General features: G+C 47.2%; 28 protein-coding genes and 2 pseudogenes. 11 read left to right on the top strand and 19 right to left on the bottom strand.

The window, feature by feature from the left end; translation table 11 throughout:
• Positions 1–107: 107 nt before the first annotated feature.
• Entirely contained in the window at positions 108–233 is a 126-nt protein-coding gene (locus FCL45_RS24960; RefSeq protein WP_267313995.1) for a hypothetical protein, read from the bottom strand.
• 212 nt (positions 234–445) lie between these two features.
• Between FCL45_RS24960 and FCL45_RS20305 the strand changes: the two genes are divergently transcribed.
• Complete coding sequence (locus FCL45_RS20305; protein WP_136797913.1) at positions 446–859, top strand: hypothetical protein; 414 nt, start codon at positions 446–448, stop codon at positions 857–859.
• 290 nt (positions 860–1,149) lie between these two features.
• On the opposite strand, the gene FCL45_RS20300 is transcribed toward FCL45_RS20305, so the two are convergent.
• Complete coding sequence (locus FCL45_RS20300; RefSeq protein ID WP_136797914.1) at positions 1,150–1,455, bottom strand: hypothetical protein; 306 nt, start codon at positions 1,453–1,455, stop codon at positions 1,150–1,152.
• Positions 1,456–2,007: 552 nt separating this feature from the next.
• On the bottom strand, positions 2,008–2,469 hold the full coding sequence (locus FCL45_RS20295; protein WP_136797915.1) for a universal stress protein: 462 nt from the start codon (positions 2,467–2,469) through the stop codon (positions 2,008–2,010).
• A gap of 674 nt (positions 2,470–3,143) precedes the next feature.
• On the opposite strand from FCL45_RS20295, the gene FCL45_RS20290 reads away from it, so the two are divergent.
• Entirely contained in the window at positions 3,144–3,701 is a 558-nt protein-coding gene (locus tag FCL45_RS20290) for a CBS domain-containing protein (RefSeq protein ID WP_136797916.1), read from the top strand.
• 513 nt (positions 3,702–4,214) lie between these two features.
• The gene (locus tag FCL45_RS20285; RefSeq protein WP_136797917.1) at positions 4,215–4,379 is read left to right on the top strand and encodes an FmdB family zinc ribbon protein; all 165 of its coding nucleotides are present in this window, start codon (positions 4,215–4,217) and stop codon (positions 4,377–4,379) included.
• A 126-nt stretch (positions 4,380–4,505) separates the two neighbouring features.
• Here FCL45_RS20285 and FCL45_RS20280 read toward each other — a convergent pair whose 3' ends face one another.
• The 6 genes from FCL45_RS20280 to FCL45_RS20255 all read right to left on the bottom strand — a co-directional run bounded on the left by FCL45_RS20280 (position 4,506) and on the right by FCL45_RS20255 (position 9,139).
• Positions 4,506–4,673, bottom strand: coding sequence for a hypothetical protein (locus FCL45_RS20280; RefSeq protein ID WP_176360073.1), 168 nt, complete (start codon positions 4,671–4,673; stop codon positions 4,506–4,508).
• Positions 4,674–4,759: 86 nt separating this feature from the next.
• Positions 4,760–6,034, bottom strand: coding sequence for a Ni/Fe hydrogenase subunit alpha (locus tag FCL45_RS20275; protein ID WP_136797918.1), 1,275 nt, complete (start codon positions 6,032–6,034; stop codon positions 4,760–4,762).
• Positions 6,031–6,855: an NADH-quinone oxidoreductase subunit B family protein gene (locus tag FCL45_RS20270; protein ID WP_136797919.1), complete on the bottom strand. Its 825-nt coding sequence runs from the start codon at positions 6,853–6,855 to the stop codon at positions 6,031–6,033. The genes FCL45_RS20275 and FCL45_RS20270 overlap by 4 nt, the downstream gene beginning before the upstream one ends.
• Before the next feature lies 1 nt (position 6,856).
• Positions 6,857–7,759 carry an FAD/NAD(P)-binding protein gene (locus FCL45_RS20265; protein ID WP_217907611.1) on the bottom strand — a complete coding sequence of 301 codons (903 nt, stop codon included), beginning with the start codon at positions 7,757–7,759 and terminating at the stop codon, positions 6,857–6,859.
• Positions 7,752–8,801 (bottom strand): 4Fe-4S dicluster domain-containing protein, encoded by a 1,050-nt coding sequence (locus FCL45_RS20260; RefSeq protein ID WP_167495793.1) that lies wholly within the window; start codon positions 8,799–8,801, stop codon positions 7,752–7,754. The genes FCL45_RS20265 and FCL45_RS20260 overlap by 8 nt, the downstream gene beginning before the upstream one ends.
• A 95-nt stretch (positions 8,802–8,896) precedes the next feature.
• On the bottom strand, positions 8,897–9,139 hold the full coding sequence (locus tag FCL45_RS20255) for a hypothetical protein (protein ID WP_176360072.1): 243 nt from the start codon (positions 9,137–9,139) through the stop codon (positions 8,897–8,899).
• 296 nt (positions 9,140–9,435) lie between these two features.
• On the opposite strand from FCL45_RS20255, the gene FCL45_RS20250 reads away from it, so the two are divergent.
• Positions 9,436–10,059, top strand: a complete 624-nt coding sequence (locus FCL45_RS20250; RefSeq protein ID WP_136797921.1) for a hypothetical protein — start codon at positions 9,436–9,438, stop codon at positions 10,057–10,059.
• Positions 10,060–10,492: 433 nt separating this feature from the next.
• Here the strand turns inward: FCL45_RS20250 and FCL45_RS20245 are convergent, their stop codons facing one another.
• Together FCL45_RS20245 and FCL45_RS20240 are read right to left on the bottom strand one after the other, a co-directional pair.
• Positions 10,493–11,098, bottom strand: coding sequence for a hypothetical protein (locus FCL45_RS20245; protein ID WP_136797922.1), 606 nt, complete (start codon positions 11,096–11,098; stop codon positions 10,493–10,495).
• 77 nt (positions 11,099–11,175) lie between these two features.
• Positions 11,176–11,376, bottom strand: a complete 201-nt coding sequence (locus tag FCL45_RS20240; protein ID WP_136797923.1) for a hypothetical protein — start codon at positions 11,374–11,376, stop codon at positions 11,176–11,178.
• Between the two features lie 713 nt (positions 11,377–12,089).
• On the opposite strand from FCL45_RS20240, the gene FCL45_RS20235 reads away from it, so the two are divergent.
• The 4 genes from FCL45_RS20235 (at position 12,090) to FCL45_RS20220 (ending at position 17,509) form a co-directional block, all read left to right on the top strand.
• Positions 12,090–13,796 carry an adenylate/guanylate cyclase domain-containing protein gene (locus FCL45_RS20235; protein WP_167495794.1) on the top strand — a complete coding sequence of 569 codons (1,707 nt, stop codon included), beginning with the start codon at positions 12,090–12,092 and terminating at the stop codon, positions 13,794–13,796.
• A gap of 239 nt (positions 13,797–14,035) precedes the next feature.
• A complete protein-coding gene (locus FCL45_RS20230) occupies positions 14,036–15,229 on the top strand; it encodes a tetratricopeptide repeat protein (protein ID WP_136797925.1) in 1,194 nt (397 codons plus the stop codon).
• Between the two features lie 504 nt (positions 15,230–15,733).
• Positions 15,734–15,934, top strand: a complete 201-nt coding sequence (locus FCL45_RS20225) for a hypothetical protein (protein ID WP_136797926.1) — start codon at positions 15,734–15,736, stop codon at positions 15,932–15,934.
• 930 nt (positions 15,935–16,864) lie between these two features.
• Positions 16,865–17,509 (top strand): trimeric intracellular cation channel family protein, encoded by a 645-nt coding sequence (locus tag FCL45_RS20220; protein ID WP_136797927.1) that lies wholly within the window; start codon positions 16,865–16,867, stop codon positions 17,507–17,509.
• A 94-nt stretch (positions 17,510–17,603) separates the two neighbouring features.
• Here the strand turns inward: FCL45_RS20220 and FCL45_RS20215 are convergent, their stop codons facing one another.
• Positions 17,604–17,993: a DUF488 domain-containing protein gene (locus FCL45_RS20215; protein WP_136797928.1), complete on the bottom strand. Its 390-nt coding sequence runs from the start codon at positions 17,991–17,993 to the stop codon at positions 17,604–17,606.
• A 591-nt stretch (positions 17,994–18,584) separates the two neighbouring features.
• On the opposite strand from FCL45_RS20215, the gene FCL45_RS20210 reads away from it, so the two are divergent.
• Together FCL45_RS20210 and FCL45_RS20205 are read left to right on the top strand one after the other, a co-directional pair.
• On the top strand, positions 18,585–18,845 hold the full coding sequence (locus FCL45_RS20210) for a hypothetical protein (protein ID WP_136797929.1): 261 nt from the start codon (positions 18,585–18,587) through the stop codon (positions 18,843–18,845).
• Positions 18,846–18,933: 88 nt separating this feature from the next.
• Positions 18,934–19,704: pseudogene (locus tag FCL45_RS20205) on the top strand (DUF1266 domain-containing protein).
• A 64-nt stretch (positions 19,705–19,768) separates the two neighbouring features.
• Here the strand turns inward: FCL45_RS20205 and FCL45_RS20195 are convergent.
• Positions 19,769–20,263: a hypothetical protein gene (locus FCL45_RS20195; protein WP_136797931.1), complete on the bottom strand. Its 495-nt coding sequence runs from the start codon at positions 20,261–20,263 to the stop codon at positions 19,769–19,771.
• A 172-nt stretch (positions 20,264–20,435) separates the two neighbouring features.
• On the opposite strand from FCL45_RS20195, the pseudogene FCL45_RS25415 reads away from it, so the two are divergent.
• Positions 20,436–20,868, top strand: a pseudogene (locus FCL45_RS25415) (GNAT family protein).
• A gap of 74 nt (positions 20,869–20,942) precedes the next feature.
• Here the strand turns inward: FCL45_RS25415 and FCL45_RS20190 are convergent.
• From FCL45_RS20190 to FCL45_RS20165, 6 genes are all read right to left on the bottom strand, one after another.
• Complete coding sequence (locus FCL45_RS20190; protein WP_136797932.1) at positions 20,943–21,560, bottom strand: hypothetical protein; 618 nt, start codon at positions 21,558–21,560, stop codon at positions 20,943–20,945.
• 54 nt (positions 21,561–21,614) lie between these two features.
• Positions 21,615–21,833: a YMGG-like glycine zipper-containing protein gene (locus FCL45_RS20185; protein WP_228721378.1), complete on the bottom strand. Its 219-nt coding sequence runs from the start codon at positions 21,831–21,833 to the stop codon at positions 21,615–21,617.
• Positions 21,834–22,330: 497 nt separating this feature from the next.
• Positions 22,331–22,843: a YgjV family protein gene (locus FCL45_RS20180; protein ID WP_136797933.1), complete on the bottom strand. Its 513-nt coding sequence runs from the start codon at positions 22,841–22,843 to the stop codon at positions 22,331–22,333.
• Positions 22,844–22,979: 136 nt separating this feature from the next.
• Positions 22,980–24,176: a cation:proton antiporter gene (locus FCL45_RS20175; protein WP_136797934.1), complete on the bottom strand. Its 1,197-nt coding sequence runs from the start codon at positions 24,174–24,176 to the stop codon at positions 22,980–22,982.
• A 201-nt stretch (positions 24,177–24,377) separates the two neighbouring features.
• Positions 24,378–25,061 (bottom strand): hydrolase, encoded by a 684-nt coding sequence (locus FCL45_RS20170; protein WP_136797935.1) that lies wholly within the window; start codon positions 25,059–25,061, stop codon positions 24,378–24,380.
• A 159-nt stretch (positions 25,062–25,220) separates the two neighbouring features.
• Complete coding sequence (locus tag FCL45_RS20165; protein WP_136797936.1) at positions 25,221–25,673, bottom strand: MarR family winged helix-turn-helix transcriptional regulator; 453 nt, start codon at positions 25,671–25,673, stop codon at positions 25,221–25,223.
• Positions 25,674–25,707: the final 34 nt, after the last annotated feature.

The following is a 25,707-nucleotide window of genomic DNA, read 5'->3' as shown; positions in this document are numbered from 1 at the left end:
TAGGCATTTTCGTTCGTCAAGATTCTGCACATGTTCATCATTCAATTCAATCAGGTTGCAGCCATATTCTTGATAGATTTCCTGCTTTCTCAGGTAGGTGTGGATCTCTACATATAGACCCAGATGAAGACAAGCATCTCAGCCTTGAAGCGGACGAAATGGCCATCGGTTGCCCTGAGGCTGGTTCCCGGCCAGGGCACATAAGGTTCACCGGTTATTTTTTTTCTCATCATGAACACCACCTTGTTTGCTTCCCTGTGGAGTGGTCACCCAGCCTCTCATTCCCTTGCACAACAACTCCGGTGTTGACTGCCAATAAATGCATATAGTCTAGGAGAAGAAGGGATAAGGAGGAAAAGAGTCAGAAAATGAGAATAAGTCCTCTTTTCTTCAATCGAGACACCGCTATGAGACGTTCCAACGAGGTATAGAGGAGGAGTCTCCAATGAAACGATTCTTTTCAGCGCTGGTTATACTGGTTTTTCTAATCGGTTCCGTATCCGTTTCCATGGCCGATAAAAGATATTACCGTTCACCACACTATGGACATTCCTACGGCTACAAATATCACCATTATGGCAATCGGTACCATCGGTACCGTCATCACCACGCTGATGACGCTCTGGCCGGACTTGTCGTCGGTGTACTTGTCGGGGGAGTACTCGTAAGCGCCCTCGCCACGGCCTCTCAGCCGAGAACCGTGTATGCACCACAGTCTGCACCCATGTATCAAACCCGGGTCTGCTTTCAGAATCGCAGGGTGAGTGGTGAATGGCAGCAAGGCTCCTATGGCGGCCCAATGGTTTGGGTTGATTTTCCCTATCCATTGATTCGCAGGGTTCAGGTTCCTTGTAATTGATGTTTGTATTCTGTTGGGATTGTTACCCAATGTCATGTGCCTAAATGGCAGAAAGAAGGTGTGCTTAAGCGATTTGGTTTGCTTTGAATTGCTTGCTGAGGATTAGTGGTAATCAGAAAGAAAAAAATAAATCTTCTCCCTTTTCATACTCTGTTGATACTGTCCTCAAACTATCCTCTGATTGTATTCCGTTCTCCGACATAAAAAAGGCCTGCACCATAAGAAAGAGATGGGCAGGCAATCAATGAATCTGCTTGTGCATTAGTAGTTACACCCGTACGCTCGGGTAATCAGCCTCCAAAATCGTAATCGAAGCGCAATTCTTCGTTTTGGTTAAACCTCTTGCTTGAGCCAGCAATATTTGGAGTCTTCTCGTCCTCTTTTTGTGGCTCCCATGAGATGGAGCATTCATTCCTGAGTTGATCGATTCGGTCGCTCATCTCGGTAATGATCATATGGAGTCCGTTTACCTCCTCATAGACGCCCTGCTTGCTTGAGGTCGGCCTGTTATCCAGCTGACTGACAATATGAGACAGTTTCTCTTGCCACTGGGACAGCTCGGTGTCGACATTTTTGCAATAATCTTGAATTTCCATAACACCACCCTCTAATCAGAACTGAGGTACTCACCTGGTACTGTGAGTATCAGTTAGAGCTCCATTATAACGGGACTCTTCCATCATCAAATGGCTCTCCCAGCCAATCGTTTCGGAACAGCCATTTATACTAAAAAAATAAGGCACAATAGGGGGAGAATCCATGGACAATCTGCAGGCTCCGGCCAAATTACAGTGTTGAATTCGATTCTACCTCAGAGCTAACGAAAAAATTGTGGAATTACTCCTATAAAAAATCACCAAGGACACAAAAAAAATAATCTGATTACCCCTAAAGCTCAGCACGAGCAAAAGTAGGGTCAGGATGAACCTCCCCCGTTTTAACGGAGCCCGTTCGGTTTTCATATACCGGTCTGGCTACTACCTTTCGGGAGATAGAGGAGGTATCCCGCCTGAAATCCCTCTTACCATCAGTGCATAATCACTTGGGTAGTCCACCATTCTGCGCTATTGGATAACTGTTTAGGATTCTGTAAAGGAAAAGATAAAATGGAGTGAGGGCGCATATGCTTTGTGTAACCTCGGTAGAGGTTAGTCGCTTTCCTGTAGTTTATTACGGTATGGGTTCATAACCAGAATCGGGCAATGAACTCGTTTAATCACCCTCTGAGTAACGCTGCCGAGTAAAACTTTCTCAAGCCCTTTCGCGCCGTGAGAACAGATAATCATCATATCTGCATCGACCTTTTTAGCTACATTAACGATCTCTTCAACCGGGTCACCTACCACGACCGTACCGTTGCAGGCAAAACCTTCCTGTCTGAATTGCTCGACAAACTCTTCCATACGGGCGTTGATCTGTTTTTTCACGGCACTTGTAGCTTCCTGTGAATGTGGAACTGACCATAAACCTTCACCGTAAGCGACTGGAATAATGTGGATAAGGTGCAACTCGGCAGAATGCGATTTGGCCATATACTTGACATAATCAAGCAATTTCTCCGTGTTTCCTAAAAAGTCGACGGGAACCGCGATTTTATTTACTTTTATCATAATTTCTATCCTCACTTTATATAGCTCAATATATTACTGTGTTTTCCCGACGCTAATTGTTGGAGATAACACTCTTTATACAAACCTTACCTATACCGCTTTGCATCCCAGCAGAGCACTTAAGGTCCTGCTCTGTCGTGCTATTTTTCCTGTCCAATAGTTGAGGCAAGAGGTTGTCGCAGTTGACTTTTCAAGCTGTTGAACCATTAAAAGCCTTCCCAGGCAACGAGCCTCACAGGAATAGTCGGCAATTGCAGAAATATCTAACCATTTTGTGGTATTAATATCAACAGGTTGATCACCACACAAGGTAGCCATGTCAAATTATCAAAGCGTCCCTGACCTACAGTGCCCCTTGAGCATCACATTTCGTAGTTTGAAGAATCGGTGCTTTCATATAGCCCTGTTTCAATGAACGATTTCTGAAGCATTCAGAGAAAAAAAGGGGCCATGACATCTTGTTAAAGATCACCCGATCTTACTCTTGCCTCTGAATACTCTTCTGCGCTGATGGATAACTTTTTGGTTTTAGCAGTCCTTGCTATAAGGGGAGAACTGTTTAGGATTCTGTAAAGGAAAAGATAAAATGGAGTGAGGGCGCATATGCTTCGCGTAACCTCGGTAGAGGTTGGCGAATGCTGGGGAGGAGGAATCATTTTTTAAGGAGACCAATAATGAATGCAACGAAAGTTAAAGACGTGATGGTGCCTCTGGCTGAGTATGCCACCATCTCTCAGGACGCGACGTTGTACCAGGCTGTGCTCGCTCTTGAAGATGCGCATGAGAAAATAGGTGTAAAAAAATATAAATATCGGGCCATGCTGGTTCATGACAATCATGGGCGAATTGTAGGAAAGCTCGATCATATAAGTATTCTTCGCGCCATGGAACCGAAATTTCAGGATGTTGGCGATATCAATATGTTAACGAGGTTTGGTTTCGGACCAGATTTCTTAAGAAAAATTACCCGGGATTTCGACCTGCTGCAGAAACCTCTGGATGATATCTGCAAAAAGGCCATAAAAGTCATTGTCCGCAACATCATGCACATCCCTGACAAAAGCGAGTGCATCTCACAGGAGGCATCGCTCAACGAGGGTATTCATTTGCTGGCTCTCGGTCGGCACCAATCACTGCTCGTCAAGGAGAACGAAGAGGTGGTTGGGATTCTCAGGCTCTCAGATGTGTATCGTACTGTTCTCGAAATGATGAAAAGCTGTGAGGTCGGGTAGAGCAAAATAAGTGGATGTTTCCGGATTGAAATTGCATTGAGGTTTCAAGGAATTGCCACATTCTCACAACCCCAATGAAACAGGCAGGGTTTTGTGGTGTGTATGGTTATGCCCCATACGCACCACCGAAAAGCAAGGTCCTCTGCCTTGATCACACTCCAATTCTGTCAAATATACCGGGTGTACATAACTCTGAATGCTTCAAAGACCATACTTGACACCTTCTCACACCATCACCTAAAATCTTGTTAGAAGTGGATATCCGGCTTAGAACAAAAATCATGATCCGAGCCACCCTTGTCGTACCAGCCTGGCCCTTGGGCTGAGTCTTACCTGGCCGTAAGCTGCATTGGAGACACAAACACGGCCAGTTCTATTGCATGTGGCTAAACATGGCGCCTGTATTGTTAATGTCGTCAACTTTACCTGTAAATTGATAATAAAAACGGAATCACCTGGGAAACAGATGGATAGCAAGGCACAAGGTTCAACTTCTTGAAGAGGAGATTGCCAATGCCAGTGTACGAATTTCGTTGTGAAGAATGCGACCATATCTTTTCTCTGATTATCCGAATTTCAGATTACGAAAAGAACGACTTTTCCTGTCCGAAATGTAAAAGCAAAAAGGTAAAAAGACAGCTCTCGACCTTTCAGCCCATTACCACAAAAAAGAGCTAAGTCAAAACTGTTAGCCGATCTCCAGCCATTAGAAAATTAGCAGGTATAGGAGAGGATAAGGGATAAATAGGGCCAGAGTGAAATTAAAAGTTTGATAACTCAATTCACCCTGTTTCTTGAATTCCATTAAGCCTGAATCCCATGCTTCAGCAATAACCTTTGGCGGAATATCATCAAGATTTTGACATGCTCCTCATTCCACTCAATCAGGTTGAACCCATACTTCCGGTAGATTTCCTGTTTAGCTTTTTTGCGAGCCAGATATTTCTTATCGTGAAGAGTCGGGTCACCCATTGAAAGGCCCCGCAGGTTTCGATTTGCGGGGCCTTTTTTTGCGGTATTATTGTTGTCCGGCCTGGCTGAGGAGGTTGATTCAAACTTCAATGGACTGAACAGGATATGCAGGGATCGTAGGCCCGGACCAGCATTGCCGCGAGTTGGGCGATTTCGCTGTCCGGGAGTCCCGAGGCAGCCGATTCGGCGACCAGTTTGGTGAGGTCGTGCTGGATGTTGGCATGATTCTGGCTAGTGGGAATGACGCAGTCGGCCTTGGTAATAATCCCCTGCTTGTCCAGGGAGTAGCTGTGGTAGAGGATTCCCCGGGGCACCTCGATTGCACCGACACCTTTGCCGGCCCGGGGAATAGGGGTGGCACGGGAATTCTGCCACGTTGTCGCCAGCAGCCGGCCGATTAAGCGCTCGGAATCTTCGACCACATGCAGACATTCGACCAGCTGGGCAGCCGTGTTGTAAAACGGGTTGTGGCAGGCCGGCAACAGGCCGAAGCTGTCGGCCATGGCCCTGGCCCCAGGGTGGAGCAGGGTGCCGTTGTTGTTCAGCCTGGCCAGGGCGCCAACGGCAAAAGAGTCACGCGACAGCCTGCTCCATTTGGCGGTGGACTGTTCAGTCAGATATTCATTGGTCATTTCCAGATAGTTGTCTTCTTCCTTTATTACCCCGTCTGAGGAGAGCAGCATCCCGCCGATGAAGGGATAGCGTGTCTCGCCTTTTAAGGAGACATATTCCGTCTCCCGCTGAAAATCCGGGAGGACGAACGAGTGCATAAGCTCCGCTGCTTTGCTGAGCTCGTGGCGTGTCTGGCGGAGACGTTGCTGCAGACTGACCAGCATATCCTGACGGGGCAGCTTGGTGAAGCCGCCCACGATGAGCCGGGTCGGATGCAGTCTCCGGCCACCGATGAGATCGGCGCCGTCGTTGGCCAATTTTTTCAGGCGCGCTGCAAGTTCGACAATCTCGGGCCTGCCGGCGCGCAAAGACAGCAGACTGTCGGCATTCAGAAAATCGGGCACGGCAAGGAAGAAAATATGCAGAACGTGGCTCTGCAGGGTTTCCATATGCTTGAGTAGCAAGCGCAAGGTCCGGGTCTGCTCAGGTGGCTCGAAGCCAAAGGCCCGCTCTATCGCCCTTATGCTGGCGAGGGTGTGGCCGATGGAGCAGATACCGCAGATCCGGCCGCACAGGGAGGGGGCACTCCACCAGCTTTTACCGACCAGGATTGCTTCGAAAAAACGGGGCGATTCGACAACCTCCCAGTGGGCATGGACCAGCTGACCCTCGACGACTTTGATGGAGATGTTGCCGTGTCCTTCGACCCTGGTGAGGTGCTTTATGGAAATGTCGCAACTATTTTTCATGACGTATGCTGTGTTGTGGCGGTTGCCAGTTTCTGTCGGAGCCGGGCAGACCATTCGGGAAAACCACCGTGGCATTCCAGGTAGTCGAGCATAACCTCCAACGGAATTCCCCGTTGTTGAAAGATCTGCTCGAGCTCTTCAAGGTTGGCGACTTCGGCGGGGCCCCGGCAGCCCTGACAGCCGGAGCGTTCCGCGGGGCACCAGGCATTGCAGCCGGCACGGGTCACGGGGCCGAGGCACGCCTCGCCATGTTCAAAAAGACAGATATGGCCGGCGGCAGTGCATTCCATGCATACCGGGTAATTGGGATGACTGATCTTTTTGCCGACAACGAGGTTGGTGACGATCCGTTCGACGTCACCCTTGTGAATGGGACAGCCGAATATCTGCAGGTCCACCTCGACCAGGGCATGCAGCGGGAGCACCTTGGGCAGGGGCGTCATGGGAATGGTGCTGTCGCCGTAGACCAGCCGGCTGGGCCAGTCGCTGTCGCTGAATCTGTTGCGAAGCTGGTTGATGCCGCCAAAACAGGCACAGCTGCCGAGAGCCACCAGGGTGGCCGCTCTGGTTCGTATCTCCTGCAGTTGCGCCACCTCTTCCGAACAGCTTATGCTGCCCTCGACAAAGGCGATATCATACTGGTCGGAGGCGGAGGTCATGGCCTCACGAAAGGTGACAATTTCCAGGAGATTCAGGAAATCGAGCAGGTTGTGCTCGTCGTTGAGCAGCTGCAGCTGGCACCCTTCGCAGGAGGTGAACTCAAAGAAGGCAACCCGGGGACGTGGGAGGTTCCTGCCCAGGTATGAGAGTCCTTTTTGCATCTCAGATAGCCTCCTTGAGGTTTACGACCGACCAGAAATCGAACACCGGCCCATCGAGACAGGTGTAGGTGGAGCCGACATTGCAACGGCAGCACTTGCCCTTGCCGCAGTGCATCCTGCGCTCCAGGGAGACGAACATGTGGTGCATGGGCAGACCGGCGGCGAGCAGTGTGCTGCAGACCGCCTTGAACATCACCGGTGGTCCGCAGACGATGGCGTACCAGGTGTCAGAGAGGCTGATACCTGACGACAGGAATTGGTCGACCAGGGAGGTGATCATGCCGACCTGGCCGGACCAGCCTTCGTCGGGTTCATCGACGATACATTGCACTCCAATGTCCGTATTCCGCCAGCTTTCATACTCGTCGGCAAAGAGCAGGAATGCGGGGTTTTTCGCTCCGCAGAGAAAATCTACCCTGGCATATCTGCTGCGGTTTTCCAGCACCGCCAATAAGGCCGAGCGAAGCGGGACGGTTCCCAGGCCGCCGGCGATGAAGAGCATGTTGCTGCCTTTCATGCGTTCCAGCGGGTAGGAGGTGCCGAAGGGGCCGCTGATACCCACCCGTAGTCCCCGCTCGCATCGGGCAAGAAAGGAGGTGAGGGTGCCCACCGACCTGATGCACAGTTCGAGGTCGCCCCGCCGTGATGGGCTGGAAGATATGGAAAAGGGAGCTTCCCCGATGCCGGGCACCTCGAGCATGACAAACTGACCGGGGACAAAAGAAAATGTCGAGTGAACCGCCGGGTCGAGCAACCGTATGCGGTAGAGTTTCACTGAATCGATGAGTGGCGAGATCGACGTTATTTCGGCTTCGTGGCAGTACTCGTAACGCATCAGATCAGATTTTCGCCGATGAATGTGATCTGCGGCGAGAATATCGACCACGGGGACGTTTCTATCCATCTTCTTCTGCCTCCCTGCGTACGCTCGCTATCACATCGACCGGGGCAATGTCGGCCAGACATGCCTGGCCACAACGGCCGCAGCCGACGCAAAGAGATTCTTCGAAAGCTTCAACGAACCCCCTGTGCTTGTGATAATATCGGTATTTCAGGCGGGTGGCGCTCTCGGGGCGAAAATTGAAGCCTCCCGCCACTTCGGCAAAATCAACGAGATTACAGGAGTAGAGGCGCATCTCTTTTCGGGCGCTGCCAAGTGTGAGGTCGATGAGCTGCTCTGTGCCATAGCAGTAACAGGTGGGACAGACACTCGCGCAAGTGCCGCAGGAGAGGCAGCGTCGTCCCCACTCATGCCAGACCTCCGCTTGAAATTCCATATCCAGGATCATGACCAGGTCGGTGGTGTCCATTTGGCTGGTGAATTGTGCTTTTCGCTTCTTCGCCGCCTGGATGAAAAGGGCATGGTGTTCACTTTTCGCCTCTTTTGTGCTAATCCCCTGCAGTACCTGATAGGCGGCGGAGCTCCTGATTTCGCAGAAATAGAGTTCGCCGATATCGGTGATGAACAGGTCGCAGCCATGCAGCACCGTTTCGCAGTCCATGGATTCGCAGAAACAGAAAGGTTGAGGGGAGCAGCTGGTGCCGACGATAAAGGTGTTGCGGCGCCTGGCCGCGTAAAAAGGGTTCGGGTAGGTACTATCCAGAAGCACCTTGTCCAGCCTGTTGAGAGCATTGATATCGCAGGCGTGCATGCCGAAAAAGACCACAGGGGTCTCAGGGGTGAAGTGCACCTCCTTTCGCCAGCTCTGGTCGTTAAGGGCATAGGACGCCATGGTCAGCCTGTGCGGCAGAAAATACTTCTTAGGGGAATGGGAGGTGGTGGTATGTTCGAAGGCGAGGTCTGCAAAATCGAATACCTGCTCGTAGGCGTAGAGGGGCCAGCTCTCCGGTGAAGTCTCCTTAACAGTAGGACCTACCAGGCAGTTATAGGAGAGCACCTCGAAGAGATGTCTGAGTTCACTTTTGGCAAAGACGCAAAAAAGCATAGTTGACCTCATACCGATGTGGTGAACCGTTCATCACTGACCACATAATATTATACCGCTTGCGGTAAATGAGGCGTCAAGAAGTTTTCTGTGATTTACCGAGATCGATTGACCTCGGCCATATAGAGCCAGTTGTCCACAAGTATTTCTGCTTGTGAGCGGGCAAAATGGTCATCGGTGGCGCTATGTTTTGCCTGGAACTTTTCTCTAAAACCCGGGTCTTCGATTGAAGAAGGTTCTGCCGGGAGAAGTAAATGGGGAGGTGCCCCGATATTCGCACTGACGTTCAGCTTTTTAGCGAGAGCAGTTGTTGAGATCTGCCTGATTGAATCAGGCATAAGGATTTTTCATGGAGTTGGCACTATTTGTGGTAGGCAAGCTGCGACCCGACAACAGGTCCTGGGAATAAATATTATCCCAGGTTGGTGATTGTAACCAGTTGTTTTGTTATATGAATAACTACACTTTAAAAAATAATTATATCTGCCATTGAATGCTGTTATAATGATATTACCAAATATGATTTATTCGTTTTTATGCTAAAACATGGCAGCCGGTGACTGGATTGATTGATAGTGGTTGCTCTTTTTAATCTCTCTTTTGTGTTTTCAAATAAAACAGTGAGGAGGGGAAATTGGAATTTTTAAGTAAATATTTCATTCCAATTCTTTTGTGTACACTAAGTCTTGCTTCAGGGATGTTTATAGGGCATAAGATTGGTCGCGGAGAAAGTATTTGTTTATGGAGGTCTACAAACGGCACAACTGATATTATATTAGGGCCTGCGTCAATAACAAATTTCGATTTAAATAAACTGAGTGATTCAGACGCTGCAGCTCTTTTTATAAATATCAAATCTTTGAGCAAAGACCACTTTGTAGCAAAGAGTCTGAATGAGTTATGTGATTGCAATGAGGCATTTTTTGAAAATGAGGAGGTTCAGCTGACCGTAAAATTCCACGAAGAAGACGGGCTGATATCAGGCGATAATGGGGCAGCTTGTATGAACTCCACTCCATATAAGAAGCGAATATCTGTAACAAAAATAATTGATAATACAAACGAGTCAGATGGATTGTATTACATGAAAGAATTTTTTATCATTCATACTATGAGTGGCGAAAAATGCCGGCAGGAAAATGCCGAAGCAACAATATGGATTTCAAATGAAGCCGCACGAAAGTGGTTGCCGGAACAACAATTTGAAGAGTTACCATCGGAGGTCTGGGTTGAGGCTCAAATTATGGCAACTCTTTGATTAGGGGTGATTATATGAAAAAAATCTTATCCATTGTGCTGACGATTTCATTTTTGTTTTTGGCTAGTCAAACATTTGCCGACTGTTGGTATAATGGGGAACTGTATCCAACAGGAACCATAATTAACAATAAGACATGTCAGGCAGACGGAAGTTGGCGATAAATCCTCGGCAATAATATACAATTCATGGTTGCGAATGAAATGTGGGCGTACCCCGTTATTCGTGCTAACAACTGCTTTGAATTATATGTGGATAGAGCGTTTCTTGATAAGTATAATTTAATAATGAGCCGAGGTTCAGAGCAGTAAAAGGAATAGTGTCCGAGTAAAATTAAAATGTCGCAAATTGAATTACAAAGTTTCCAAGATATCAATATGTAAACAATTAAATAAAGATCACGTTTGTAAGTGCTCAAAGCAAATCCGACTAATTATTCTTGCCTCCTTTCCCTATTTCTTTTTTTGCCCTTATACCGAACTGGCATTCCGCTAAATTTGGACATTGTGCGTAGCTGAGCAGCAAGGTTTTTTAGTTCGCCCTTGGACAATGCATAGAACTTGTGAAGCTGAAAAAACTCCCGGCTTGTAAAGTCGTCGTCCTTGTATCTCATGGATATATTGAGCCCATAGTGCAATACATTGATAGTGTTAGCCTTTATTTTAAAATTCATTCCTTTTTTAAAGCTATGTGTTTTTGGCGTCTGGAACGACACTACCCTGAAAGTCGGTGCAGTCAGTACCTTAATTGCATTAATCGAGTATTTGCCAACAGGGAATTTTTTGATTGCGATAAATTGCTTATTAACTCTTGGCCTAACATCTATTTTCACAGTGGACTTCGGCTCATACAGTAGGGAATAATAGTAGCAAAATGGATAAGAAGTTTTGTTGCTGACAACTGTTGGTATCACCAGCACACCGTAGCCAGATTCTGGGTCCGTCGCAAAAGAGTTATTAACGTATAGAGTTGTTAGAAAAAAACAACACAAGACTAACACAATCGCAATTTCAAGCAGGAAGTTCGTTATATCTTTCATGGGAGTCTCCTAATCTTGACGATCAGACATCCTCTCTCCTCACTCCCCTCACTCCGATTTAACTCTGGGTCGATCATTTATTTGGTGACTACCTCTTCCGCCACTCCATTTTTGTCGAAGGTTATAAATATGCAACAGCCGCTCACCCGATCTTCACCATAAGCAGCACCAAATGTTGAGAGCGGATCGAACCACAGACCATGTCCACACTTCACCTGAATTGTCAAATCACTGCTTTTTGAAGTCTGGGTGCTCACTCGGGCAAAGTGCTTTCCCATGAGGTTCACCAAGTATTGGCAGAAGTTCGTAGCTTCTGGTTAGGCCCTGGAAAAACACTGGATATTTCCAAACCTGTAAGGCATAGGTGTAGCCTGGGCATCAGGTTGTCATATATCTCTACAATAAGGCGCCATTGAAAGGCTGGAACAGCTGTATTTATAGCTGAAATTTAAGTCGTGTGGAGATATCGAGTCAATGCCACAGTGTCGCAGATGGTGAAAAGGGGCGGAAGTGACATGTGATCTGTGTCCGCATTGAGAACTCAGGAAAGTAGTAACTGAGCAGGCTTGATTTTGACAGTGTTTGCTTGTAGATACTGAGGTCTGCCGGTGTACCTTTGGGCTTTTGAGAGTTTCCCCCTGAAGTAAGAGAATATACCGTACATGGATATTGTAGCTTGAGTGGTCTGGTAGTAATCAGATATTGTTGAAGATTCGTTACCTCAATTCAGGAGCTTACCCTAATTGTCATCTGCGTTGCTCTGCTCAGTAAAGAGCAATAATCTCAGGCTCTTGCTTTCAATTTTTCATATGCAATCGGTAGCTGAAAGGGTTTTCATGAAGTTTCCCAAAACTCTGCTGGCTTTTTCGGCTTAATGATTCTATCTATACCTTAGGTTGGTTTTCAGTTAAGTAGCAATTAGCTGCTTAATTCCAGCAAGATAGAACATGTACTATGTTATGTTATGGCGATGTATCGCTCAGGTTTACCTATGTCGGGAAAAATTTCACATATTGTCAAAGCCTTTGTTCATCGGCTGAAAAGTCTGCTGACCAAATCGTCCCAGGAAGAGATGCTGGGTGAAGTGCTTGTAAAGAAGGGCATTATTTCAGAGAAACAACTTTATTCTTCTTTGGAGCAACAAAAGCGGGTTTTGCATGAGAGTGGCAAGGTCGTACCGTTGGGGCTGATTATTGTTGAGCAGGAGAATATTGCCGAAGAAGATATTATCGATGCCGTCAATGATCATTATGACCTCTCGATCTCATCTTTATCCGACAACTTACGGATACTGGTTGGTAAAATACGGGCGAATCTGTCAGAGGAAGTACCATCCCCACGTATTCCGATCTGGCTTCAGCTGTCAGTCGCAACCATGATTGTACTGGCAGTGTCCATATCTGTTCTCAGCTATGTGATTATGGAGAGGCAGAGGGAACAACTGTATGCTCAGACAGTGAAGCTGGGAACTGTCAGTCTCAACTACGTCGCTAATAACGCAAAAGTACCGTTGTTAAATGGTGACACTCTGTCGCTGAATACCCTCATAAACAACGTCGCCTCGGTTGAAGGTCATTATTATGCTTTCATTTTGAACAACGAGGGGATGATAAAGGCCCATACCAATCATGCGAAGATCGATAAACCATTTACACCATTTACTGCAGTAGAATCGCCTTTTATAAAAGGTCAGGTTTCCTACTTTAATTACACCCTGCCTGGAAAAGGTCATGTGCTTAACCTCAGCATGCCGATTGTGTTTCAAGATAAGAAACTCGGTGAGGTACATGTGGGATTGTCGATAGACTTTATCCATAACCTGTTCGTCAATGAACGTGCGTTTCTTGCTGCTGTTGCCTTGGCGATAATCTTCGTAAGCATGGTTGTTGCCGTCTTGTTCAGCTTCCGTTTTTCCAGGCCTGTGTCGAAACTGGTCGAGGCCACCTCGGAGATTGCCAGGGGGAACTATAATTTCAAACTCGACCTCAAACGAAATGACGAGCTGGGAACCCTGGGTGGGGCGTTTAACGTGATGGGAAGTGAGTTGTACCGGCAGTCTGTTATGAGGGAATCATTCGGCAAGTATGTCGGGCCGGAGGTTCTCGATATGATCATGAAGAACCCGGCAGAGTCATGGCTTAAAGGCAGAAAGAACGAAGCCTCGGTCCTGTTTGCCGATGTCAGGGGGTTCACTGCCTATTCCGAAGGCAGGGAGCCGGAAGAGGTGGTGGAGAAACTCAACCAGTTTTTTTCAATTGCCACTGAGGTTATTCTTGAACATGGCGGCTATATCGATAAATTTATAGGTGATTCTGTGCTGGCTGTATTCGGTGTGCCGGTGTACAGGCAGAATCACACCAGACGGTGCGTTATGGCGGCGATGGATATGCAGGACAGACTCGCCTGTGCATCCCTGGATGGCAACCCGTTGTTAGACCGGGTCGGGATAGGCATAATGTCAGGTGTCGTTGTCGCCGGTAACATAGGTTCACAGGTCAAGATGGAATACACAGTGATAGGCGACAGCGTCAATGTTGCCTCTTTCCTGAGCAATCTTGCTGGTCCTGGTGAGGTTGTGGTCGGTGGTAGCAGTGAAAAAGAACTCATTGAATTCATAGATGTGGAGTCGATGGCGCCTCAAAAAATAAAAGGCAGAGAAGGGTTGGTCCAGGCATATAAGCTTATTTATGCGAAATAAAATGCCCCAGAAGTCCGTCGGGCTAATCCCTTTTTTCCCGACTTTCGGTTATTGCTTGCAATACTAGATATGTGGCTTCGTTTAATTTGCTTTAATTCCCTTGATTTGTGAAAAAAATGTAATACTCTGACAGACTCAGGGGATAACATGCTGGTTGAACAGTTACGACCAATAGAAATTGCAGGAACTCTCTGTAAAGAAAATAACTATGAGTTCCTTTGCAGGTGTCGACGTGAGATATGAAACAGTACGATAATTTCAGGTGGAATATTGACTTAAGGAAAGTCCGCACGGGTGTTGGGCTGGTCCTGCTGCTATCTGGTCTCTCCGGTTGCGCGGATTGGCAGGGCAGTACACCCTTGCCTGTCGCCAGCCAACTTGAAGCCATAAAAAATGAGCAGGACCAGAGGTACCTGGAAGCGTTCACGTACTGGAAACAGGCAGAGCAGGTCGTTAACGGTAAATTGGACTCTATTTCATCGCAGCTCAAAACGATCTCGGAGGAACATGCGAAGCAGGCTGTGGTGTTTTACCGAGAGAAAAAGAGTGAAGAGGCTTGTCGCGAATTTATCGAAGCCTTGCGATTTGACCCATCGAACCGGACAGCTCGAGATTACCTGCTCAACCGATATGAGGTTGAACCCTCAGTCTCATATATTGTTCAAGAATCTGATACTATTGAAAAAATAGCTTCAAAAGTATATGGCGATCCCGGCTACGAATTTCTTTTGACAATGTTTTCCGGTGTTGACGCAAGTAAAGACCTCGTTGAAGGCGCTACGTTACTGCTGGCTGATCCCGAAGCATTTTCATCGCAGGCGGTTCACGCTTACAAAAAAGATATCCTGGTTGCACGAAAGCTGTTCAAAAGCAACAGATATGAAGAAGCACTGCGGGTTTCATATACCATTCTGGAATATCTGCCAAAGGATGATGAGGCGTCATATATTACCAATATGTCGCTGTTGAAACTTGCCGAAATCCAGATAGCAGAACAGAAATATGGGGAAGCTGTCGCCTCACTTTCTAATGTTGATCCCTCCTTTAAAAATGTCAAAAAAGAGTTGATGGAAGTACAGGAACTTCAGCAGGAAAAGATGGTGTGGGACAAGATACTGGAAGATTACGAGTTAGTGCGTCAGGGAGAGGATTTATACCGTCAGGGAGAATTTCTGGAAGCCCTGAAAGTTTTTGAGCAGGTCGATCCGCAGTATGCCGGAAGAGAGCAAATGCTGGCCCAGGTCAGGGAACAATTACGGCGTCAAGCGGAAAATCATTTCAAAGAGGGTGTGACCCTGTTCGTGGAGGAAAAACTTTCATCCGCCATCAAGGAGTGGGAGCGGGCGCTGGAGTATAATCCGAACCATCCTGAGGCGCTGAGCTCCATCGAAAAAGCCCGGAAACTCATGGAAAAGGTCAGCAGAATAAACTGATGATAGAGTATATCGCGCACCGTTTATCAGCTTGAATATGTTTTGGTAAAAGACGGGGCAGGTCTTGAAATTTGCTCACTTACGTTAGAGAACGTCTCACCTTTGAAGCCGTATCAGATCCTTTTCAGCTTCAGTTTGTTTGGCTTTTGCCCCTTTTTGCTCCTAATATCAACCTCACCTCTCTTCCCAAATGGAGTGTGGGGAAATCTGCAGTGGCTTGTCAGGGTACATCCTGCCCATGTTTTCTTGTGCCGCCTGCATGATCCCATATGGACGCAGAGGAGCAGGGTTTATTCGGCTCATGACCACACTAATTACCTGTTCAGCAGAAATGGATACCCCTAAATTTAAAAAATAGAACCTGTTGCGGAATGCCATGTGATTTAGCAGTCTCTATCCTGCCAGGCGGTTTGAAGTTTCTTCAGAGCTGAGTATGATTAATTAATGGCTAACCAGTTATTGCAGCTGGTCCACCGTTAAAAATTTTACCCAGAGAGGTATGGCATGGCAGAAAACAGAGATCAGAATTGGCCCGATATGTTCATTAGCCTTTATGATAGGCTCACAGGAAGAAATGCGGAAATAACCTATGATTTCGAAAACCTGAAAGTAGAAATTCCCAGTGAGGCTTCTGAGGATGCGGCGCCTGTTCCCTGGACCTTTAACGGGAAATTGAAGATTCGAACCAGAGAGGTGCGAAAATAACATCCGGCAGCCGGTTCTGGTTTAGACCATGAACCGGTTATTTGTTTCTGGATGGAATTCATAAGAATTGCCACGATTCATAATGAATAATATCTCTGATATTCGAAATGATACAATGCCCATGTCACTGAAATGCAGCCCATTAGATGTTTCCGGAGAGCTTGAGGTCACATTCCAGAGCACGTGTTTCAGACTCTTCAGTAAAGGGAGTACGTTAATATTACGCTTTGACAATCTATTGGATTCTAATAGGTTGTTATCTCATCTGAAAAAAACATCAGTAATCAACCCTGCCTTTATCTCCGAAATTGATCGGATCATGATTGATACGGGACTAACCCTGTGCGTCTTCAATAAACGTTTTGCTATTTTGGGCTTAGGAGCAAATCCTCTATTTCATCGAATGCTGGCGTTTGTGGTACGAAAGGGCTAGCAAAGATGTGCATCATAAACAGCGAACAATAATAACGTCCCTTTTTCCCGAAGTATTAATCAGGCAGTGAGTTCGCAACCAGGTCAGGTTCACCTCGTTTACCTTGATAATAAAGGCTTTTCTGACGATAAAAGGAATGTGGTGTTCCTTATTGTCGTCGCCAGGTGCTTTGCCATATATTCTTAGTTCTTTACAGCAGTTGTCAGCACGTTTTTTATGTTAATTATTGCCGGCACTTCAGGAGAAAATCCCCCGAAGTGTCTCTGGGGTAAGGCCCTATCCAGGTGTTGTGGTTTCACGACACGCCACAACCGGCAGTTTTTTTGTTTGGCTTTAACAGTTAAATAGACTACAAAGTCAGCGCTTGTTGGCAGGCGTTGGAGAAGATTGTGCCTCAAACACACCGGTAGCTGATACAATTATTATACAAAGTCTGTTCATTATAGGTCGGCTGGAAATGGCAGGCCTTTGACATAGCTGGGAGTTCGTAACAATACATGCAATGGGCGAATTGGAATATTCTGTTTGCAATGATGGCAACCGTGGCGTTTGCGTCTACAGCGGTATTGGCCATTCGGGAAGATAAGGATCTCGATGTCTTTGGTGCCATTGTTCTCGGTTTAATCACCGCTGTTGGCGGTGGTACCATTCGTGACCTTATTTTGGATGTACCGGTGTTCTGGTCCCTCGATCTGAACTATATCTGGGTTGGAGTCGGTACCTCGATTCTGGCATTTTATGGACGACGCCTTTTTACCAAACGTCATATCTATAGCCTGATGCTCTATCTAGATGGTTTCGGGGCGGCATTATTCGGCATACAGGCAACCGCCAAGGTGTGGGATCTCGGCTTTGGCCTACCTGCTGCACCTGTGATCCTGGGTATCGTTACAGCCATTGGTGGTGGACTGATGCGGGATGTATTGGCGGGTCGCACCACCCTGCTGATGAAGGCGGAGCTTTATGCAGTGCCTGTAACAATCGGTGGCATAGCTTTTGTGATGGTCCTCCATTATCTCCCTGACTACAGAGAAATCGGGTCTATTATCTGTATCCTGGCAACCTTTGCCTGGCGTGGGGCGGCAATTCACTGGAATTTGAGAATGCCCATGCTTGCCAGAACTGGTGGGGAGAGGCGGTAGCTGTATCAGGAAAAGGAAGCGGTTACCTGGATTGGTTCAGGTCTCGTAACACGTGAACAGGTGGGCCGGCGCAGGTGCCCACCTGCGCCTGGCATTATCCCTCAATCTCTGCACCATATTGTAGCAGGAGATCTCTTAGAATCGAGCGATGGCATCGTGCTTCGTTCTCACAGTAACAGCCTACCGAAAAATTGCTGTTGTGGGACATGACAGCCAACATTTCGATGACTCGAATTTTATCAGCTTGGGCCATCTCTGCCAGATACTTCTTTTTAAAGGCAAGCCATTCTTTCTCGGTCGTTGCGCTCCTGCCCATCTTCATCGTTTCCGGGCTCGGAGAGAGATTAGGAAGCCAGACATCGTACCAGTTACCTGAGGAAAACTCTGCTTTGGGTATACCACGGGGCGGACGACGCACGGTACCTATGCGAATACCTTCATTCCCGGCCCTGTCACTTCCAAGTCTTACAATTCGAATACTCATTTTATCTCAACCTGTTATATGGTCGGGTTATTGTTCACGGATATCCTGTCAGGGGTCTGTCCGGCTCAGAATCCTGGAATTGGCTGTAAGGAAAATCCAATTCAGCATGATCCGTCTAATACAACGTGGTATTGATATAGTGTAAATATTTAATTATATGAAACTAATCTCATTGCCACACACCCTCGGTTTAAGATTTGTGGTGGGCAGGATAAAGGGGGGGAACTACATCATAGCCGGTTTTTTTATCAAAGTTTTTTTATGATGTAATTCAACTTATTAAGTTGATGAGCTTATTGCTCAACCTACACCGCCTATACGCCTACCATTTCACGCCTGATTTTCGACGAGTTTTAACTGAGCATCGGTGTGATGAGAAACAGAATAATTTTAAAATCATATAACTACTAACCAGCCAGGGAGAGGATGATGAACCGTACCTTATGTTTGATCATGTTGTTATGCGTTGTATTATTGAGCTCCTGCACCTCTTACGTGGGAGTACATGTCAATCCCAATAACCCAAATTATTGTAGCAGTTATACGCCACAGTATCCATGCAGGATCGCTGATGATGATTTCAGGGTTCAATTGGAAATTGATGAACTGGATGAACCGGGAAGTTATCTTGCGAAAGGTGATCTGGCTATTTTGAATAAAGCCAACTTCAATGCGATTACGCACTTGAGGATTACCATATTTATGCTCAAAGACAATGTGGTTGTAGATAGTCTCATTCACTCGATAGGTTCAGGTGAAATTGGTAAGGACCTGCCTATCAACCGGGAATTCAAAACTGATGAGGAGTTTGACGCCATCGTCGTTGGTTATAACTACAGAGTCCAGGGCTGATCGTCGCTGAGAAATTCTCAAGGGAAACAAAGAGCGATAGTTGGACTTTGGCTTACCTAGTCTGCTGTTTTGTCATCGCTTACCTACTATGATCTTTTCATCGCGTTTATTCACAATACTTACGTTTACTGTATATGTGATAACTAATAGTTCAATATTTCAGGGTGATACGCAGCTACCTTTTAGTCTTGATGAGGAAATTGCACTTTCGTCTGAAAGTAAAAGGTGGTTGCTTGCACTTCCTGCCCTGGTTAATCGAGTTAATGGTGAGTCTCACACCACACTGGAAGTTGAACTAATTAGCAGAGAGGCCACAGCAGAGCATTCACGACAATTGCAGGAGTGGTGGGGCATTAAGAACAGGAACGACCTGTTGAAGCAGATCAGCAAGCTGGAAGAACATGGGCATAATGAGCGATATCAGCGGTTGCTGGAATTACTCATTGTTCATCCTGATATGGCTCCACAGAAAATCGTAGCTGTATATCACCTGACTCGCAAAGAAAAAAATTATCTGAATTTTCTCAGCGAGAATTTCGAAAAGGCTCAACAAACAGACCTGCTCGCCTGGGATTGGGGTCGGGCCGCTGCCCTTGCAAGATGGGGCTATCAATCCGGTTATCTGGAGGAAAGAGAGGCTTGGATCATTCTTCGGTAGTATTACGGTGAGAAGATCCAAGCCGATTACAACTCGTGGAAGGAGTATGGCAGGGGCTATGCTTTTGGAAGACTCTTCTGGGCTTCAGGTTTCAATGGATTGGATAAATTCCAAGGGCAGACAGAAGAGGTGCTGGAGATTTTGCTTTCCGAACATGGTTTATGGGCGAATATTGCGTGGAATGTCGACTTGGGAAGCTAATATAATTCAATCAGGGATATCAGCATTCCGGGATCGATATGGATATTCTGCATCCGTTTCCCGTCTATTTAAATCCAGCACAATACCCCTTTCGCTCCGGACATATCAGATCCAGATCACTGACTTTCGCAGATTTACCGAAGCACTGGTTATTGTAGAGTTTAACTGTCTTGTCATGCTGGGAGGCACGAAGTTTTTGTTTATCCAGTGCCTTGTTGTAGAGATTTGAGTAATCGTTTCGTTTTGCCAACAGGTAATCATACTGGTCAATAAGGCTGTTCCGTTGGCTACCTGATGAATATTGTATCTCCCCTTCAATATCATTTAGTTTTCTATCGTAATAGCTGATTTTTTCGTCTATCTCATCCAGAATGTCCTCAAGCTTTCTGACATTCCCCTTCTTCTTCTCCATGGTCTGGTGATACGAGACACACTGCCTGAGTTCCTGCTGGCTGTAGAAATCCTGGCTGCTCTGTGCGGGACCTGCTGGTAGAAGCAGAGCCGCGGCGAATAAAAAAAATTGTGAGGCAGAGGAAAATTTCATGATGGATGTGTTCATTATGAAGATTGCAGAGTTAAGGTTAATAATATGAAATTACAACGTAAATTGAATAGCTGTCAATCTACCAGTTAGTTTTCGTCTAGACAATAATTAGCGTGATTTTAATCTCTTATTGCATGATGGGGAAATCAGATGGCGCGAAGTGAGTTGTTGCATTGATGAGGATGGTATTTTTGTAAAAGATGTATGTTCAGCAGAGTATACCGAACTGTTGGTGGTATAGGGCAATTCGGTACGAGCCAGCCACGATCTTATTGGCGAAAAAGATATCGAATTTTTAAAGCCGATAATTATGGAGCAGGCTTTTCCGGCGTGATGCCGGAGGGTGTTAAAGCAGGTGGTTGGCCGGTTGCATAGGCGTGAGCGTTGGAATGATCGAAATGCTGTTTGTGCTCAACCGGACAAGGAGAGGAGGTTATAGGTACGCATCAGCTGAGATACGCAGTTGATAATTTGGCCGCTGTGAAGGTTGATGTGAACGGGAAAAACCGGGATGACGTTGGTTTTTATGAGCAACAGGAGGGAAGGTCGTCTCCCGCTCACCACTGGGCAGCATGGGCAAACCTTTTCCGGTATTGCATCTGGAGCTGGTCAGGAAGTAGCTTGTGATTACTGATAGCCCGGAGCAAGGTCTATTCTCCAGGCTATCACGTCTCATTCTGGTGAAATACAGATTTTATTGAGCGTCTGCAGGAGCGACGCTCTCAACTGCCGGAAACGAATAGTGAGTGCCGTTTGCCTCCACCACCATGCCACGGACAGATTGCCCCTGGTCATCGTAAATGGCGACGCCAGTGTGGCCTTCCTTAAAGCCGATTCCGGCTCTCTCCACTTCATTACCATCCATGATAACCAGACCATAGCCACGGCTGTCTCCACCGAGAGCAATAAATTTATTGCCGTTTTCATCACTCATTGCCAGGCTGGGAACACCCATGTCCATGCCCAAACCCAGTCTCGCTTTGCCGTGTTTGTCTGAGACCAAAATGCCGCTGCCCCTGTCATCTGCGGTGACACCGAGGCTCAAAACTTTCGTCCCGCTTGTATTGAAAACGCTTAGACCGGTACCAACTTTCTCATCGCTGCCAATGTAGATGAGATGGTTGCCACGGCTATCGACTATGGTGATTTTCTTTGCGGTAAGTTCACCGAAAACCCCATCATTCCAGCTCGATTTTGCCCCCATTACCAGTATGACGAGTAGACCTATCGCCAAAAGGACCAGAGTACTCTGTAAGCGCCTGTTCTGTTGCTCCAGTCGATCAATTCTTCTCTGCAGGTTATCGAATCCCATAAGTGTCTCCTTGTGAGAAAAGGGAATACCTCGCTATTGTGTCAGGACGTCACCCTATTTGTTGAGAGCGTCATTGAGCAGGGCGCCGCCCAGTGCACCGGCACCAGCGCCTATCAAGGTTGCTCCGGTACTCCCTCCTATAATCTGTCCGCCAATAGCCCCTACTGCACCGCCTACTGCCGCCCCTTTTTGGGTGGGGGTCATATTGGCACAGCCGAGAACAAAAGTTGAGATGAGGAGGCAGAGGTAGAGAGTAGTAGCTTTTCTGTTCATGGTCATTTCCTCCTTGTTGGGATGAGTGATCATCATCAACCGATTATCCGCGGAAATGACAGAAGTAGGAAACGCTGGATTGATGATGATCGGTAACTGCTGCCTGCTGGTTTTATGAAAAATAATTACCTGGGGTATCCGTGTGCGTCAGATCACCTGCCTGCACCTGACCTGCCCAAACAGCGCCAGGGGCAGCTGAGTTATTCTTTAATATTATAAGGTCGCTCTGAACCAATGTAACGGTCTGAAGTGTATATTCAATCTACCTCAGGGTGGAAGATGATGTGTTAAGGTTGCAGGAATATTTAGATAAATTTGTGCGGTTTTGTGCAGGCAGAGAGAAATGTCTATGCAGGTGGCCGAATTTATGACGGTTTGTCTGACATAAAAAATTACTCCTGAAATTAAGCACGAGCCCGGCGATAATTCCAGCAACAGGGGAGAGGGGGGAGAAGTGTGAAATCCAAAACGGTGCGGGCTGTTGGGGATTTGTTGTTCTATGCCGGACTATTAACAGGCCGGGAACGGAGGTAATATCTATAGTAACCAATCACGTTGGAAACCATGAAGCACGATTCCAGTGCCACTGCTCCGGGAGATCCGGCAAGGATGTTATGCATAATCCAGAAGCAGGTCCCGCAGAATATCAGTTCACGCAGCAGCTTATCTGTACTACTGAATGAGGCGACAGTACTCAGGATTGCGGCACCTAAGCTCAGTACGGAAAGCAGTCCGGCGTAGGTGCTGCAGAAGATCGCTCCACAGAAAAAGAGAAATACCCAGAGAAGCAGTCTGGCGGTGGTGAATATTGTGACTGTATACCTGATGGCGTTGAGCATAAACAACCACGCTCCGGTCCAGTGCTCGAGACACATGAAATGAATCGAAATGAGAAAGCAGGAGATAGCAAGGCAGGTAAGGATACTGGATCGGTGCTTAAGCTGAAAAGAAGCAATATCAGCTATGACAGCTATGCCGACAATGATTTGCGAAATGAGAAAAAGGGACATCCTGAAAAAACCACGGGTAGAGCTCTAAGCAAAAAGCGGAAAAGGTAACGGGAGGAAGGTTCTGACCAGCTGCGTTTGAAATTAAAAAATAGCATTGAATATTCATGACATCGACGTCAGGCTTACCTGTCGTACGTCATTTACCATGACGGCGGCTAAGAACTGCGATGAGGGGGTGAGCGGAGATGCCGTGGCCGATGATGCTCAGGATAACGCAGCAGACAGCAGTTATGACGATCTCGGCCTTATGGGGAAGTTGGCTGTTGAAAATCATTACAGCGAAGACAATGGTCGCCAGCCCTCTGGGACCAAACCATCCAATAAAAAGCTTATCGGAAGTATTCAAGGCTGTGGCTGAGAGTGCGACATATACAGGTAACATTCGAATAACTGTCAAGCTGAGCAGGGCGAAGATGATACTCTGCCAACCAAAACTGCCTATGGTGCTGCTGACCACACTGCAACCGAAAACCGTCCAGGTGATAAGAGACAAGCCATCCCCGGCACCTTCTGCCGCGAGAAGATACTGATGTTTATGTTCTCTGACCATGCCACCAAAGATCAGGCCGCCACAGAAGGCCGCGATGAAACCGCTGCCGCCCGCCAGTTGAGCAAGGGAAAAACATGAAAGAGAAAGGGCAATAACCGGTAGCTCCTGCCAGTCTTCATTGATCCAGTTTCTATTTTTACAGTAGTTGATCAGCAAGCTGCCGCCAACTGCCAGCAGTCCGCCAACAATTAATCCAATCCCGATTTCTTCAAATGTGTACTGAAAAGCGATCAGCAGTGGTTTGCCCTGTTCAACACTATCGGTGGCAACAGTCAGAAAGGTGAGCAGAACCGGGACACAAATGCCATCGTTGAGGCCGCTTTCAATATTAAGGCTTTCGCGCAGGTTGACCGGAACTTTTTTGTCTGTCACCACCGCAGCACCTAAAGCTGCATCGGTTGGAGCGAGTATAGTTGCCAGTATGGCGATTTCCAACCAGCCAAGGTCCCGGAAGATTATCCCTCCGACAAGTATGCCGGAGATGATGGTTAAAGGCAGACCGATACACAGCAGCCTTTGTGGAATACGGAAATTTTGTCTCAGGACTTTGAGGTCAGCATTGGCAGCGTCACTGAAAAGTACGAGCGCAAGGGTCAGCTCTGCTAGAGATTTCAGCCCCTCTGCTTCAATGTCGAGACTGAGCAGATCAAAGCCCAACGGACCGGATACCAGGCCAAAGGCTGTAAACATAATTGCCCCGCTGATAAGCGATCGCCCAATTACGCCGCTGGTTACACTATAAATAAATACAAAAATGCAGATTACCGCCAGATTTGCATACATGAATTCAGCTGGAGATACGTAAATGGAGTGGATGAGAGAGTATCTTCCTGTCCTGATAGTATCTCATGCCAGAGCTGTCCGGTCAAGAAAAGGAGGACGGCGGTGCGAAGAGTTGCACAGCCGGGAACGGTAAAGTCGGCAGGTGAATTCAGATGTTAGCAGGCATGGTTTGTAATAAACCATGCCTGCGGGCGGAAAGAATCACGCAGCCTTAGGAGGGATTGTTTTACCATGAAAGTTGCCTCGTTTGGGAGTCTTATGTACCATGCTGTACGCATAATCCACCCCCATGCCATAGGCACCGCTATGCTCCTGAACCAGAGCGATGGTTGCGTCATATGTTTCTTTGCGGGCCCAGTCCCTTTGCCATTCAAGGAGTACCTGCTGCCAGGTCACCGGTACCACTCCGGCTTGTACCATTCGATCCATCGCGTAGTTATGAGCGTCAAGGGATGTTCCGCCTGAGGCATCGGCCACCATGTAGATTTCGTAGTCACCTTCAAGCATTGCAGAGAGGGCGAAGGTACAGTTGCATACTTCTGTCCAGAGCCCGGAGACAACTACTTTATTTCTACTATTTTGAACAAGGGCGTCCCGTACTTTCCGGTCGTCCCATGAGTTCATGGAAGTCCTCTCCAGTAATTCTTGTTCCGGAAAAACATCAAGTAATTCAGGGTAGGTATGGCCGGAAAAACTTTCTGTCTCAACAGTGGTGATGATGGTGGGAATTTCGAAAATCCTGGCAGCTTTGGCAAGCGCCACCACATTGTTTTTTAGTAGTTGTCTGTCTATAGACTGCACACCGAAGGCCATCTGCGGCTGGTGATCTATAAAGATGAGTTGACTGTTATCAGGTGTGAGAACTTCGAGTTTTTTCCTGTTCATGATCTTTCTCCAGCTAATTTTTCAGAGAGATGAGGGGATACCATAAAAGTTCCATGGTGACAGTATCGCAGAGAATACCTGTGGACACCTCGGAGTATTACCATCGGCTCTGAGAGCCGATGGTAACTGTAAAATTGCAACGATGCGATCAACGATCAGCTAGCGGGTTGTCGTGTTTGGTTCATCTGTAATCTGCTCGGCCTGCAGACCAATTTTTTTAAGAAGTGAGGCCAGTTCACTGAGCTCATTCTGGTTAAAACCTTCAATCAGGCGTTCCAGCATTTTGCAATGGGAGCTGTACGCCGCGGTAATTATCTGTTTGCCTGCTTTGGTTAAATGCAGGTAGTAGGATCTGCCGTCCGCCGGGTCGCGGACCCGCTGGACCAGCGCTCTTTTTTCAAGGCGATTAGCGGCAGTGCTCATTGAGCCGCTGGTCAGCAATACCTTGTCGGCGATCTTGCTGATCGGCATAGCCCCTTTATGCAGCAGGGCTTCCAGGATCATGAAATCGGTGGTGTTGAGCCCGGTTTGGGCAATGCTCCTTTTATCCAGCTGTTCAATAGCTTTATTGGCTCTGCCGAAGATCAGCCTGATGCGTGACCCGGTATACATAGCTATCGTGCTCCATGGTGTTGTTGTTTGAAAT

The sequence above is a fragment of the Desulfosediminicola ganghwensis genome (assembly GCF_005116675.2).
In the GTDB taxonomy this organism is placed as follows: domain Bacteria; phylum Desulfobacterota; class Desulfobulbia; order Desulfobulbales; family Desulfocapsaceae; genus Desulfopila; species Desulfopila ganghwensis.
The sequence above is the reverse complement of the archived record's forward strand: the minus strand, read 5'-3'. Positions and strand labels throughout refer to the sequence as shown.

What these genes read in the sequence shown, in the direction of transcription:
- FCL45_RS24960 (WP_267313995.1), bottom strand. Translation starts at nt 233, where the DNA reads ATGATGAGAAAAAAAATAACCGGTGAACCTTATGTGCCCTGGCCGGGA.
- FCL45_RS20305 (WP_136797913.1), top strand. Translation starts at nt 446, where the DNA reads ATGAAACGATTCTTTTCAGCGCTGGTTATACTGGTTTTTCTAATCGGT.
- FCL45_RS20300 (WP_136797914.1), bottom strand. Translation starts at nt 1,455, where the DNA reads ATGGAAATTCAAGATTATTGCAAAAATGTCGACACCGAGCTGTCCCAG.
- FCL45_RS20295 (WP_136797915.1), bottom strand. Translation starts at nt 2,469, where the DNA reads ATGATAAAAGTAAATAAAATCGCGGTTCCCGTCGACTTTTTAGGAAAC.
- FCL45_RS20290 (WP_136797916.1), top strand. Translation starts at nt 3,144, where the DNA reads ATGAATGCAACGAAAGTTAAAGACGTGATGGTGCCTCTGGCTGAGTAT.
- FCL45_RS20285 (WP_136797917.1), top strand. Translation starts at nt 4,215, where the DNA reads ATGCCAGTGTACGAATTTCGTTGTGAAGAATGCGACCATATCTTTTCT.
- FCL45_RS20280 (WP_176360073.1), bottom strand. Translation starts at nt 4,673, where the DNA reads ATGGGTGACCCGACTCTTCACGATAAGAAATATCTGGCTCGCAAAAAA.
- FCL45_RS20275 (WP_136797918.1), bottom strand. Translation starts at nt 6,034, where the DNA reads ATGAAAAATAGTTGCGACATTTCCATAAAGCACCTCACCAGGGTCGAA.
- FCL45_RS20270 (WP_136797919.1), bottom strand. Translation starts at nt 6,855, where the DNA reads ATGCAAAAAGGACTCTCATACCTGGGCAGGAACCTCCCACGTCCCCGG.
- FCL45_RS20265 (WP_217907611.1), bottom strand. Translation starts at nt 7,759, where the DNA reads ATGGATAGAAACGTCCCCGTGGTCGATATTCTCGCCGCAGATCACATT.
- FCL45_RS20260 (WP_167495793.1), bottom strand. Translation starts at nt 8,801, where the DNA reads ATGCTTTTTTGCGTCTTTGCCAAAAGTGAACTCAGACATCTCTTCGAG.
- FCL45_RS20255 (WP_176360072.1), bottom strand. Translation starts at nt 9,139, where the DNA reads ATGCCTGATTCAATCAGGCAGATCTCAACAACTGCTCTCGCTAAAAAG.
- FCL45_RS20245 (WP_136797922.1), bottom strand. Translation starts at nt 11,098, where the DNA reads ATGAAAGATATAACGAACTTCCTGCTTGAAATTGCGATTGTGTTAGTC.
- FCL45_RS20240 (WP_136797923.1), bottom strand. Translation starts at nt 11,376, where the DNA reads ATGGGAAAGCACTTTGCCCGAGTGAGCACCCAGACTTCAAAAAGCAGT.
- FCL45_RS20235 (WP_167495794.1), top strand. Translation starts at nt 12,090, where the DNA reads ATGTCGGGAAAAATTTCACATATTGTCAAAGCCTTTGTTCATCGGCTG.
- FCL45_RS20230 (WP_136797925.1), top strand. Translation starts at nt 14,036, where the DNA reads ATGAAACAGTACGATAATTTCAGGTGGAATATTGACTTAAGGAAAGTC.
- FCL45_RS20225 (WP_136797926.1), top strand. Translation starts at nt 15,734, where the DNA reads ATGGCAGAAAACAGAGATCAGAATTGGCCCGATATGTTCATTAGCCTT.
- FCL45_RS20220 (WP_136797927.1), top strand. Translation starts at nt 16,865, where the DNA reads ATGCAATGGGCGAATTGGAATATTCTGTTTGCAATGATGGCAACCGTG.
- FCL45_RS20215 (WP_136797928.1), bottom strand. Translation starts at nt 17,993, where the DNA reads ATGAGTATTCGAATTGTAAGACTTGGAAGTGACAGGGCCGGGAATGAA.
- FCL45_RS20195 (WP_136797931.1), bottom strand. Translation starts at nt 20,263, where the DNA reads ATGAACACATCCATCATGAAATTTTCCTCTGCCTCACAATTTTTTTTA.
- FCL45_RS20190 (WP_136797932.1), bottom strand. Translation starts at nt 21,560, where the DNA reads ATGGGATTCGATAACCTGCAGAGAAGAATTGATCGACTGGAGCAACAG.
- FCL45_RS20185 (WP_228721378.1), bottom strand. Translation starts at nt 21,833, where the DNA reads ATGAACAGAAAAGCTACTACTCTCTACCTCTGCCTCCTCATCTCAACT.
- FCL45_RS20180 (WP_136797933.1), bottom strand. Translation starts at nt 22,843, where the DNA reads ATGTCCCTTTTTCTCATTTCGCAAATCATTGTCGGCATAGCTGTCATA.
- FCL45_RS20175 (WP_136797934.1), bottom strand. Translation starts at nt 24,176, where the DNA reads ATGTATGCAAATCTGGCGGTAATCTGCATTTTTGTATTTATTTATAGT.
- FCL45_RS20170 (WP_136797935.1), bottom strand. Translation starts at nt 25,061, where the DNA reads ATGAACAGGAAAAAACTCGAAGTTCTCACACCTGATAACAGTCAACTC.
- FCL45_RS20165 (WP_136797936.1), bottom strand. Translation starts at nt 25,673, where the DNA reads ATGTATACCGGGTCACGCATCAGGCTGATCTTCGGCAGAGCCAATAAA.